A 12,184-nucleotide genomic window follows, 5' to 3' on the forward strand; every position below is an offset into this window, starting at 1 on the left:
TTCATGAAAGTAGATTCTTTTTTTCTGTACGCTGTATTGATTGGGATACCCTTCTTGCTTGGGTTATATGCTCAAGTGAGAGTCTCCGGTACGTTTTCTCGTTGGAAGGGAGTTCCCGTTGGAATAGGTCTCACTGGCGCAGAGGTAGCCAGGGAGATTCTTGCTGCTGCCGGGATCCGTGATGTAGAGGTTGCGCTCATTGAGGATATGTTAGGCGACCATTATGACCCATCTTCCAAACGCCTTTGCCTCTCCCCAGATGTTTACGAGGGGGCATCCGTAGCCGCTGCTGGGATTGCTGCGCACGAGTCTGGTCATGCGATCCAGCATGCGCGTGCATATGCCCCCCTCCATCTCCGCATGGCTATTGTGCCCGTTACTCAAGTAGCATCGCAATTGTTGCCGTTTGTAATTTTGGGTGGTTTTTTCTTTCATTTTACAGGACTCATCACAGTTGGCATTGTCTGCTACCTGGTTCTTACTCTGTTTCAGCTGATTACTCTGCCTGTGGAGTTTGATGCCTCAGCACGGGCCAAAGTCATTCTACAGCAGATGAGGATTGTGGGTAACCACGAAGAAACAAGAGGTGTGAATGATGTGTTGGACTCGGCAGCACTCACTTACGTAGCGGCATTTGTCGCCTCCCTAGGAAACCTCATCTACTTGTTTCTTAGTCGATCTTCTTCTAAGGACTAGGAAGGGGGGTGTCCCTTATTTTCACTAAGCCATGTGTTTTAACTATCGCTGGCTCGGATAGTTCGGGTAGTGCGGGGGTGCAGGCGGATTTGAAGTCCATTGGCGCACAGGGATGCTATGGTCTGACGGCGTTGACGTGTGTTGTGGCAGAGTCTCCAGAGAGGGTAGTGGAAATTAAGACGTTATCAGCTCGGCTAGTAGCTAGTCAAATTAAGGTGGCGTTTGAAGGGTTCCCTATACAGGGAATCAAGACTGGGCTTCTGCGCTCGCCGACGATTGTCCGGACAGTCGCTAAGATACTTAAGCGGCTCGGCTCGGCTCGTGGTGTGCCTATTGTGGTCGATCCAGTGATGCTTACCTCTACAGGAGATTCTCTCGTGTTTGCCACAATAAGCTCCTCCTATCTAAAGGAACTGATCCCTTTAGCCACCCTCGTTACTCCCAATTTAGACGAGCTAGGGGTATTTGCTAAAAAAAAAGTCGGCACCTATACGCAGATGAGGCAAGCAGGGCGCAGACTTTCCAGGGAATGGGGGAAGCCAATCCTCCTCAAGGGAGGACATTTACGTGAAAAGGTCGCTAGAGACCTCCTCGTAACTCCGTCAGGTGGCGAGTGGGAATACAGGTCCACCTTTCACCGGGATGTTCTGGCTCATGGTACTGGGTGCACCTTTTCTGCTGCTATCGCTGCTCAGCTGGCCCTAGGGAAATCCCTAGAACGGGCAGTAGAGCTTGCTAAGGATTACATGGAGCTCGCTATTCGCTGTCATCTAGCCTGGGGCAGAATGCAGATCTTAGAACACTTCCCACAAAGCCGCTAGCCTGGAGCTTGCTATTCGCACGACGCGTGTATTTGCCGCGACCGGCCAAAAACCGGCCCAAAAGGGGGGCACTGGTACTTCCCTGGAAGTCACAAGACTTTTTTCAGCTCGCTAACAAGGCGCCGGTTTTGTTCTGGGGTACCAACCGAGATACGCACCCATTCCGGTAGTGTATAGCTGCGCATCGCACGTATGATGATGCCACGCCGGAGCAAGGCATGAAAGACGGCTTCTCCGCTCCTACCTCCTCCAATATGTACCAAGATAAAGTTTGCCTGGCTTGGTATGTAGTTTAGTCCGAGTACACTAAGTTGTTCCTGCAAGTAAGAACGTCCCTCACGAACTAGTTCACGTGTAGCCCGAGTGTGTTCTTCGTCTTCTAGAGCAGCTAAAGCTCCTGCTTGGGCAATGCCGTTTACATTAAACGGCTGCCGGACTCTTTGCAAAACCTTAGCAATCTGTACAGGTGCCAGTCCATAACCGACTCGCAGATTTGCCAGCCCATAAGCCTTGGAAAAAGTACGCACAACAACAACATTTCTGTTCTCTTGAACGTAGCGCAGCGTATCCGGAGGAGAGTCTAGAAATTCTCGGTATGCTTCATCGAAGGTGACAAGCACGTATCCTGGAACTCGATTCATGAAGGAGTCAATCTCTTCCTGCGTAACGGCGGTTCCGGTAGGGTTGTTGGGATTAACAATGCAGAGCTGTCGTGTATATGGTGTAACGGCCTGGCACATGGCTTCTAAATCGTGGGAATATTCCGGGGAAGGGACTTGCACCATGTCTGCACCGAATAGGTTGGCCACCAGCGCGTAAATGGCAAAGCTGTACTGCGCCGTAACCACTTCGTCCTTTTCCCGAAGGAAAGCATGGCCACATAGCTCGATGATTTCGTTAGATCCGTTCCCTAGAATGACATTTTCAACCGCCAAACCACACTTTGCGGCAATGGCCTTCCTTAGGGAAAGACCATCCCCATCAGGATACAAGTGGGATCGGGCTAGAGCTTGTTGCATCGCCCCGAGTGCTCTCGGAGAGGGACCCAGTGGGTTTTCGTTTGATGCAAGTTTTAGAATCTTCTCGGGAGATAAACCTGTCTCTCGAGCGAGTTCTTCAATGGGCTTTCCAGGCTCATAGGCAAGTAGATTAAGGACACAAGAACGTGCAGGACTCCGCATAGGAGAATAAAACAATGGAGTCTCCTCGCATAAAAGAAAAAATATGCCCGGCCCCCTCTCTATGAGTGTCGCAGAAAGGACCTCTCCCTCCCGACCCATGTGGGCAACCCTTGGGAAAGGGACCTTACCCAATGCGAGGAAACCCTCCAGATCTAGGAGGAGGTTTTTTTAAGTTTTTTTATATTTCAGCATCCTACGCGGGACTAAAGCGACACCCTGTTTGCTCGGGACGGGACTCGAACCCGCATGCCTCGCAGCATACGCCCCTCAAGCGTACGTGTCTGCCGATTTCACCACCCGAGCAAGAACAGCAATCCGCACTCTCCCTTGCCACAGACCATGGGACTACCTCACCATTCTGGCCAGCTCTCAGCAAGATAAAATTTTTCTTGCATATGGGAGGGGGATGGTTCACGGTGCCAGCGTGGTCTAGCTGGTGTAAAAAAAGAAAAGGTCTCAGCCTTTAGTTTCTCTCACGGTTTCATTCAATTTAATATTTTCAACGGTTTTATGGCCATGGCATATGCGGTTTTTCGGACTGGGGGCAAACAGTACCGTGTTTCTCAGGGGGAGAGTATCGATGTGGAACGTTTGAATGTAGAGGCTGGGGCGAAGGTGGTCTTCGATGAGGTTTTCTTAACAGCAGTGGAAGGAAAAGTTACCGTTGGATCTCCCTTAGTTATGGGAGCTGCTGTTACCGCCAACGTCATTGGGCAATACAAAGCCCGAAAGGTTATTGCATATAAGTTCAAACGCCGAAAGGGGTATCATCGCACGGTGGGCCATAGAAGGCGGATGACTCGTCTCAGAATTTTGGAGGTTGTTTGCTAAAGAAGGAGAGTACATTATGGCTCATAAAAGAGGGCAGGGGAGCGTTAGGAACGGTCGGGATAGCTGCAGCAAGCGGCTTGGTGTAAAGAAATTTGGTGGAGAGAGCGTCCAGGCTGGAAATATTATTATTCGTCAGCGTGGGACCAAGTTTCTGCCTGGCCACAATGTAGGACTTGGGCGAGATCACACTATTTTTGCCCTTGCTTCCGGGAAGGTTTTTTTCGATCGTGGCAGCCGCCGAGTAAGTGTGGAACAAAGGCAGAATTGACAGGAGCCACGCCGGATGTGTCCCCCCCCCAATAGGGGGGGTTGGGGTTTCCTGCAATCCTGTGCTATCTTTCCCCCGTTGCCTTTCAGGCGGTTGCATCCCTCAGTAGTTTTTCCCTCCGGCGCCGCTTGGCGGGGACTGCATTTGCAGTTTCGCGGATTGGCTGCGGCGTCCTATCCTGCCTTCTTTATGCCTTTTTGGTCCCTTGTGCCTGTAACATTTAGAGCAACGCAAAATGAAGAAACGAAGAGCTGGAAGGGCCACGTCTCTTCCCGCCAGTGGAGTTGTTTAAGAGTGCCCACAGTTCACCATTGAGTGTGAAAAACACCTGGCTTATCCACGCGTTCGTAGGTGTGGGCTCCAAAGAAGTCACGTTGGGCCTGGATAAGACTAGTTGAAAGATTAGGACTACGATAGCTATCGTAGTAGGCTAGCCCTGCACTAAAGGCTGGGACTGGAACACCACTCTGTAGTGCCACGCTGGTGGCGAAGCGCCAGCCTTCCTGATTCTTGGAAAGAGCGCCGCAAAAAAACGGGTCCAGCATCAAGTTGTGTAAGTCGGGCTTGTTTTCGTATGCTTGCTTTATATGGCTAAGGAACTGAGCCCGAATGATGCAACCACCACGCCACACAGCAACAATATCAGAAAAGTTTAGATTCCAGCGGTAGTGCTTACTAGCCTTTGCAAGGAGATTCATGCCCTGTGCATAGTTGACAATCTTGGAAGCGTAGAGTGCGTTCCCTACTGCATTTATCAGGCTCTTGCGGTCACCCACAAATGGCCTTCTGGGAGGAGCGGACAAAACTTGGGAGGCAACCAGACGTTCTTCCCTGCTGGATGAAAGAACACGCACCTCCATTGCAGCATACAGGATTCCGATAGCAATACCCTGGTCAACTGCACTAGCAATTGCCCACTTTCCTGTCCCTTTTTGCCCTGCCCTATCGAGGATAACTTCCACAATGGGCTTGCCGGTGTCCGGATCCATTGTATTAAGAATCTGGGCGGTGATTCCAACTAGATAGCTGCTGAGTTCTCCATTGTTCCATCTGGAAAAGACTTCATGGAGTTCTGAATGGGAAAGCCCCAGTACGTTCTTGAGAATGGCATAAGCTTCGCAAATAAGCTGCATGTCGCCGTACTCAATGCCGTTATGAACCATCTTTACATAATGCCCAGCCCCGTCGGGTCCCATGTAGAGACAACAGGGCTCAGATCCCACAACCGCTGCAATCCTTTTCAGAATTAGACTGATTACTTTCCAGGAGTCCGGAGAACCTCCCGGCATAAGTGCGGGACCCTTGAGGGCTCCCTCTGCACCGCCAGAGATTCCACAGCCAATAAAATGAATGGACTTCTTACGCAACAACGCCTTTTCTCGTCGCCGAGTGTCTTTCCAAAGAGAGTTACCCCCATCGACGATGATATCTCCTGGGTCCAACAAGGAAGCTAATTGGTTAATGGTAGTGTCTGTAGCTAGGCCTGCCTTTACCATAAGTATGATTTTACGTGGCCTTGCTAACGAGTGAACAAAGCTATCGAGAGAATAGGTCGGTAAAATTCGCCTCCCCCTCGCATGACCTGCAGCGAAGCGCTCGGTAACTGCTCGGGTACGGTTAAACACGCTGATGAGGAACCCCCTATTTTCTAGGTTGAGAGCGAGATTTGCCCCCATAACAGCAAGGCCAATCAGCCCAACATCACTCTTACTCATAAGGTAAGTTCGTCATCCAGTTCACTGAGTATAGATACACCTACGGCCAATATACCTACGGCCAAAAGGGGAAAGATCCCACACCCCGCGCACAGCTTTCAAGGAAAATGGGAACATTCTAAGTACTCTCCTTTACTCAAAGTTTTTTCCTCTCGCAAGCTCGACCTCCTACACCAACACAAAGAAGAGTAGAACTATACTCACCTCTCACCTCAGTTCCCCCACAACACAAAACTGGTGAGAATGCTTGTTGTTCTACCCTCTTTTTTATTCTTTTTTTCTTCCTATCCCTGGATCAGAGTTCTCTTGCGCAGGGCCTTGCTCGGGAACAAGGTATGTAACAAGACTCTTTACAGCTAACACCTTTGATATGTCGTCGATAAACCAGCTTTCGATTGACGAATCACCTGTTTGCAGCAAGAGTGGGTTCGTTCGGATTCGGATATGTGTCACACTATTACAGTAGTCGTCGAAAACAGATTTGGGGTGCTCGGCCGTGTTGTGGGGGTGTTTAGTGGGCGGGGTTTTAATATTGAAGGCCTCAACGTAAGTCCTGCTAGGGATCCCTCTACCTCCCGTATGACCATTACTCTCCGTGGAGACGGTAAGATATTGGAGCAAGTTACCCATCATTTAGAAAAGTTAGTGGATGTTATCAGTGTTAGACACCATCGAGATAGAGAATACATAGGCCGAGAGCTAGTGCTTCTACGTGTGTGTGCGGATCTTAAGACCCGCACAGAGGTGATACAGATTTGTGAAGTTTTTCGCGCGAAAGTCATAGACGTGCATCCTACCGAACTCACCATCGAGCTCTCTGGATCAGAAATCAAGATTGCCAGGTTTCTCGGCCTTATGGAGACTTTTAAAATTGAGGAGCTCGTCAGAACTGGGCAGGTGGTCCTTCCCAGTCCTCCTGGTCCTTCCCAGTCCTCCTTGAGGAGGACGTCCCACATCCTACATTGATTTCTCAATATGCCAGCCAAAATATATACTGAAGAAGATGCGGACTTAAAGGTACTCTCCGGTAAGACTGTTGCTGTGATTGGATTTGGGTCCCAGGGGCATGCCCATGCGCTCAATCTTAAGGAAAGTGGAGTCCATGTCATTGTTGGGCTTTATCCGGAGAGCAGAAGTCGCATTGCAGCAGAAGACCTTGGGTTTGAAGTGTGCGATACCGCGGAGGCTGTACAAAAGGGTGACATTCTATTTATTGCTGTACCTGACCTGAAAATAGCGGGTGTTTATGAAAACGACATTGCTCCTCATTTGCATCCGAACAAGACACTGCTTTTTAGCCATGGTTTCGCCATTCATTTTCGCACCATCGTGCCAGAGGACAATATGGATATCCTCATGGTCGCCCCCAAAGGGCCAGGTCATCTTGTCAGACGTCTATTCACTGAGGGGAGGGGGGTACCTGCACTCATTGCTGTCTACCAGAATCCTAGCAAGTATGCTAAGGAGGTGGCGCTTGCTTGGGCAAAGGGAATCGGTAGTACCAGGGCCGGCGTTTTTGAAACGACCTTCAAAGAGGAGACAGAGACCGACCTGTTCGGTGAGCAGACGGTACTCTGTGGTGGAGTCTCTGCGTTAATCCAAAGGGGATATGAAACCCTTGTCGAGGCTGGCTATCAACCTGAAATGGCCTATTTCGAAGTTCTTCATGAGCTGAAGCTTATTGTCGATCTTATCAATGAATCTGGGATTAGTGGGATGCGCTTTTCGATCTCGGAAACTGCAAAGTACGGTGACGTGACCGTTGGGCCTCAAATTATTGACATGTCCGTGAAGGAGCGGATGCGAACTGCCTTAAAAAATATCCAAAGTGGAAAATTCGCGAACGACTGGATTTGTGAATATAAGTCTGGTCTCGAGAAGTACAGAGCCTTGCTGGCCGCTGGAGAAGAGCATCCTATTGAAAAAGTGGGCAGTCGCTTGCGCGCTTTGATGCCGTGGATTCAAAGGAGGAACATAAAGGGGGCGCAAGCATCTTACTGAGAGAGCCTTCCTCGTTTGGCCCTGAGGGCGGTCTCCATCGCGGAAGGTGTCAGGCAGTTTGCCACGTCTTGTACAGTCAGCCATCCCTTGCGAGCGCTGCAAACCCCAAAGGACACGTCCTGGATACCTCTAGCTGAATGAGCGTCTGGATTGATTATGCACCTCACTTTTTTCTCACGGGCAAGTGGCCACCAGCTGTAGTCCATGTCCAGACGGTTTGGATTGGCGTTGAGCTCGATCCACGTACCTGTCGAGGCTGCAGCCTCAATTACCGCTGGAATATCGACCCGATAAGGCGACCTCCTAAGGAGTAGACGACCAGTTAAGTGGCCAAGCACAGTGACATACGGATTGGACAACGCGCGGATTATACGGCGTGTCATCGCTGCTGCTGACAGAGAGAAAGAAGTGTGGACGGAGGCTATAACGTAGTCCAGGGAAGCAAGTACTTCATCCGAAAAATCGAGAGCACCGTCTCTCAGGATATCGCACTCGGTTCCAGAAAAAAGATGAAACTGCTTATAACTAGCGTTCAATCGCAAGATTGCCTTGCGCTGTTCCATGAGGGCGCTCTCACTGAGACCATGTGCCCGTATCAGGCTTTTGCTGTGATCAGAAATTCCCAGGTACTGAAAGCCAAGTCTCATGCCTGCCTCAGCCATACTTGTCAGAGAATCGCGCCCATCGCTATCGGTAGTATGACAGTGGAAGGCCCCTTTGAGGTCTTTCATCTCCACCAGGGAAGGGATACTCCTCGCCGCTGCGGCAGAAAATTCTCCGTGATCTTCTCGTAATTCTGGAGGAATAAACTGTAGGTCTAGGGCCCTATAAATATCGGCCTCATTGTCTACACTAGGAATTACTCGCTTTTGGATGCGTTTCTTCAATGGGGTGAACCCATATTCATTGAGAGACCATCCATGTCTTAAAGCCAGCGAGCGTGATCTTACATTATGCTCCTTACTGCCTGTAAAATAGGCCAGAGCAAATGGATATTCTTCTTTCGTCACCACGCGTAGGTCGCAAGGCATGCCACCCTTTAGTCGAACGGTGCATTTAGTAACCCCCTTAGCTAGGATGCTCTCTACCCATGGATGGGATAGAAAAAAAGATAGAATCCGGCTGCTGGCTTTTCCAGCTACTACAAGATCAATATCGTGAACAGTATCCTTGCCTCGGCGTAAGCTACCTGCATAGGTAGCCAGCGAAACTTCACCCAATTTCTTTAACTCCTCAACTAGCCCAATGGCCAATGGCAAAGCCTGCACCGATAGGAATTTTCTAGCATTGCGACGTGTGTCCTCTAGGGATTGTAACAACTTTCTGGAGGTTTTTTTTCCAAATCCAGGGAGTGTTATGAGCTTTCCCTCTCGGCACATCCTTTCTAAAGAGGTAACGGAGGTTACTCCCAACCTCTCGTAAAGGACTTTAATTCTCCTGATACCAAGTCCAGGAATATCAAGGAGCGTAAGGATATCTCGAGGAAGTTCCTTACACAGTTCTTCATAAAACCTAAGATGCCCCGTCTGTGTGAGTTCAGATATTTTCTTAGCAATGGATGCTCCTACTCCCTCAATCGCTCTTACCTGCTCTTCGGTAGCCTCGGCAAGTTTCCAATGAATCCTAGACAATGTCTTGGAAGCGCGCAAATAGGCCCTTGTCTTAAAAGAATTTTTCTCTCCTTTAAGCTCCAGAAGCAGGGCAATGTCGTTAAGCACGCGGCAATAATCTTCATTGGTTAGCAGCTCGGAAGGCATAAAAACAGGTAGAATGACTAGAACAATTAATGAAATGACTACCGTAACGCGTGCTCAGCGGCAGATAACAAGACAGCCCCCCCCCGGCCAGCATAGCCCCCAACGTGCTCGCGCGTACCAGTACGGTAGGCTCGACAGTCTGGGCTTGACTCTCAAGGAATTCTTGAAAGAGGTTATGGAGCAACACGAGGCTTGTGGGACGTCTTTTTTCCAATCCATCAAGAACTTGGTCCTCAAAAGGCTTCTGCACCCATTTTTGCCTATATTTTATCTCTTCTAGCAATAAGTCTTGCAGCGGTTCCAGTATCTTCAGAGGATCGGGCATGCTAAAGGCTACGGAGGATGTATGGGCTCACTTGAGCATATGGTAAGCAGGTGCGTTATGATGTTCTCCGTCCATAGCGCGTTTGCTATACTTTCCGCGAGTACCAGCCCGTCGTGGCACGTAAGGAGGACATCCCTTTTGGATCTCCGATACACCAGGTAGATTTTGGTAATCATCGTGGGCTAACTTTATGGTATCCGTTGGTGTAGGACTAGCTGGGTTTGGGACCGTTGGTGCAGGGGTCTTCCGGGCACTCAAACAAAACGGCGGCCTACTTGCGCAGAGGGCCGGTGCACACTTTGAGATACGGCGCATTGTCCTACGTGACCCTAGCAAAAGCCGACCCTTTCCCATCCCCATGGAGATAGTAACTACTAGGTGGCAGGACCTAGTGACAGATCCTAAAATTTCCATTGTCATCGAATTGATGGGGGGTACCAAGGAACCTCTTGCTCTTTTCCAGTCTGCTATTGCCGCAAGAAAGCCAGTTGTCACAGGAAACAAGGCTTTGTTGGCCGAACATGGCGCTGAGATCTTTAAACTATCTCGATCCGCCAACACACCCATCTTTTACGAAGCAGCCGTCGCTGGCGGTGTGCCGATCATCAAGTCTATTCGAGAAGCCTTTATCGGAAACCGTTTTGAGTCTATACACGGCATCCTTAACGGGACCAGCAATTACGTTCTAAGCCGGATGACAGAATCCGAAATGGATCTTCATCAAGCCCTTCGTGAGGCACAATCCCTTGGCCTCGCCGAGGCCGACCCTTCCTTAGACCTTAACGGGTGGGACGCTGCTCATAAAACCATTTTGTTAGCTTCCCTTGCCTACGGATTCTGGATAGGTACCTGTGACGTCGAGGTGGGGGGAATTGACAACCTTAGTTCCATTGATATTCGATTTGCCCGCCAATTAGGCTACAGAATTAAGCTGCTCTCCTCTATTCGTTCGCACTCGGATCGAGAAATTGAGATTTCGGTAGGTCCGGCCCTAATCCCAGAAACCCACGTTCTTGCGTCCGTCGATGGTGCCTTCAATGCAATCCTTGTCCGTGGAGACATAGTTGGCGAGAGCCTTTTCTACGGTCATGGGGCAGGAGAGCTTCCCACCGCAAGCGCTGTACTAGGGAACCTGGCAGAGGCCGCTCTCTCTCTTTCTTCCCCAACCTCTGTTAACTTCAGCCCTCATAATTTCTATGGTTGTGTCAAAAATCCTAACTTCTGTTCGGCCTTATCCTACTTACGACTAGTGGTTGATAACAGTCAGCCAAAAGTTCTTGCTCAGATCACTGGTATTCTCGGGGATGTAGAAATCGGGATTGCATCTTTTATTCAATTAGTCGGGCAAGATGGTCATCAGACTTCTCTGGTGCTTATGCTCCAAACAGCAGTGGTGGGAGTAACCAGAAAGGCAATTCGGCAAATCGCTACCTTGCCATGTATTAAGGAGAAACCTGTACTACTGCGTGTCGAGCATTTTGCATTGAAATGAAACAGCCCGCATGGCAAGGTCATGGAATCATTAATCGCTATCGGCATCTACTGCCACTGCAAGCCTCCACTCCAGTGGTCTCTCTAGGCGAGGGATCAACCCCATTAGTGTATTCTTCCTGGTTGAGTAAGTCCGTTGGAGAAGGGAATGAAGTATATATTAAGTGCGAAGGACTCAACCCAACGGGGTCCTTTAAGGATCGAGGAATGACGGTCGCCATTTCAGAGGCGGTAGAGCGTCATGTTCAGATCGTGATCTGTGCCTCTACGGGGAATACTTCTGCGGCGGCTGCCGCCTATGCAGCTCGTGCTGGGCTCTCCTGTGTTGTCCTCCTACCTCATGGGCAAATAGCTGCTGGTAAGCTGCTTCAGGCATTTCTTTGCGGCGCGAAAATTATTTCCCTACATGGCAGTTTTGACGATGCACTAAACATCATCCGGCAACTCTCCAGAGATCCTATAGTAGAAATTGTCAACTCAATTAACCCCTTACGTATTGAGGGACAGAAAACTGCTGCTTTTGAGGTGGTAGACGAACTGGGAGAAGCGCCAGATTTTCACTTTTTGCCGATTGGAAACGCCGGAAATATTACGGCCTATTGGCGTGGCTATCGTGAGTACTTTACTTCCGGAAAATGTGGCATCTTACCCAAAATGATTGGCTTTCAGGCTCTGGGTGCCGCTCCGCTAGTCCTTAGACATATTGTACCGAATCCTGACACTGTTGCTTCCGCCATTCGGATTGGTAATCCTGCTAGCTGGAGATCAGCTGCCTCTGCTCTTAAACAATCTCGCGGATTTGTAGATACCGTCACCGACACTGAGATCCTCTCTGCGCAGGTTCAACTTGCCAGGAAAGAGGGAATTTTTGTAGAGCCTGCGAGTGCTGCCTCCATCGCCGGGCTGCTCAAGTGTGTTGCCTTATGCCCAGAGCGATCCATTATCCAGAAGGTGCAGGAAGGCGCTCGCATTGTCTGTACAGTAACCGGGCATGGTCTGAAAGATCCCAATACTCCGGTGGGAACTGACATGTGTCCCATTGAATCGGACGCTACGGTAGATTCAGTTCGAAACATTTTGGAGATAGGGTAAGACTCG

At 49.8% G+C, this 12,184-nt stretch carries 11 protein-coding genes and 1 tRNA gene; 8 read left to right on the forward strand and 4 right to left on the reverse strand.

The window, feature by feature from the left end; translation table 11 throughout:
- Window positions 1–3: 3 nt before the first annotated feature.
- Both JMM79_02695 and thiD read left to right on the forward strand, forming a co-directional pair.
- Window positions 4–696, forward strand: a complete 693-nt coding sequence (locus JMM79_02695; protein QQY08146.1) for a zinc metallopeptidase — start codon at window positions 4–6, stop codon at window positions 694–696.
- A gap of 8 nt (window positions 697–704) precedes the next feature.
- A complete protein-coding gene (gene thiD, locus JMM79_02700; protein ID QQY08147.1) occupies window positions 705–1,517 on the forward strand; it encodes a bifunctional hydroxymethylpyrimidine kinase/phosphomethylpyrimidine kinase in 813 nt (270 codons plus the stop codon).
- A gap of 89 nt (window positions 1,518–1,606) precedes the next feature.
- Here the strand turns inward: thiD and JMM79_02705 are convergent, their stop codons facing one another.
- Window positions 1,607–2,698 (reverse strand): histidinol-phosphate transaminase, encoded by a 1,092-nt coding sequence (locus tag JMM79_02705; protein QQY08148.1) that lies wholly within the window; start codon window positions 2,696–2,698, stop codon window positions 1,607–1,609.
- A gap of 221 nt (window positions 2,699–2,919) precedes the next feature.
- Window positions 2,920–3,001, reverse strand: a tRNA-Leu gene (locus JMM79_02710).
- A gap of 213 nt (window positions 3,002–3,214) precedes the next feature.
- Between JMM79_02710 and rplU the strand changes: the two genes are divergently transcribed.
- Both rplU and rpmA read left to right on the forward strand, forming a co-directional pair.
- Window positions 3,215–3,529, forward strand: coding sequence for a 50S ribosomal protein L21 (rplU, locus tag JMM79_02715; GenBank protein QQY08149.1), 315 nt, complete (start codon window positions 3,215–3,217; stop codon window positions 3,527–3,529).
- A gap of 16 nt (window positions 3,530–3,545) precedes the next feature.
- A complete protein-coding gene (gene rpmA, locus JMM79_02720; GenBank protein QQY08150.1) occupies window positions 3,546–3,797 on the forward strand; it encodes a 50S ribosomal protein L27 in 252 nt (83 codons plus the stop codon).
- Window positions 3,798–4,102: 305 nt separating this feature from the next.
- Here the strand turns inward: rpmA and gndA are convergent, their stop codons facing one another.
- On the reverse strand, window positions 4,103–5,512 hold the full coding sequence (gndA, locus tag JMM79_02725; protein QQY08151.1) for an NADP-dependent phosphogluconate dehydrogenase: 1,410 nt from the start codon (window positions 5,510–5,512) through the stop codon (window positions 4,103–4,105).
- A gap of 444 nt (window positions 5,513–5,956) precedes the next feature.
- On the opposite strand from gndA, the gene ilvN reads away from it, so the two are divergent.
- Both ilvN and ilvC read left to right on the forward strand, forming a co-directional pair.
- The gene (gene ilvN / locus JMM79_02730) at window positions 5,957–6,478 is read left to right on the forward strand and encodes an acetolactate synthase small subunit (GenBank protein QQY08152.1); all 522 of its coding nucleotides are present in this window, start codon (window positions 5,957–5,959) and stop codon (window positions 6,476–6,478) included.
- Window positions 6,479–6,487: 9 nt separating this feature from the next.
- Window positions 6,488–7,513 carry a ketol-acid reductoisomerase gene (gene ilvC / locus JMM79_02735; GenBank protein QQY08153.1) on the forward strand — a complete coding sequence of 342 codons (1,026 nt, stop codon included), beginning with the start codon at window positions 6,488–6,490 and terminating at the stop codon, window positions 7,511–7,513.
- Here ilvC and polX read toward each other — a convergent pair.
- A complete protein-coding gene (gene polX, locus JMM79_02740) occupies window positions 7,507–9,270 on the reverse strand; it encodes a DNA polymerase/3'-5' exonuclease PolX (protein ID QQY08154.1) in 1,764 nt (587 codons plus the stop codon). The two genes, ilvC and polX, sit on opposite strands and share 7 nt — an antisense overlap.
- A gap of 515 nt (window positions 9,271–9,785) precedes the next feature.
- Between polX and JMM79_02745 the strand changes: the two genes are divergently transcribed.
- Entirely contained in the window at window positions 9,786–11,087 is a 1,302-nt protein-coding gene (locus JMM79_02745; protein ID QQY08155.1) for a homoserine dehydrogenase, read from the forward strand.
- The gene (locus tag JMM79_02750; GenBank protein ID QQY08156.1) at window positions 11,084–12,178 is read left to right on the forward strand and encodes a threonine synthase; all 1,095 of its coding nucleotides are present in this window, start codon (window positions 11,084–11,086) and stop codon (window positions 12,176–12,178) included. Before JMM79_02745 ends, JMM79_02750 begins: the two co-directional genes overlap by 4 nt.
- Window positions 12,179–12,184 lie beyond the last annotated feature (6 nt).

Source organism: Candidatus Xiphinematobacter sp. (assembly GCA_016766635.1).
GTDB lineage: Bacteria > Verrucomicrobiota > Verrucomicrobiia > Chthoniobacterales > Xiphinematobacteraceae > Xiphinematobacter.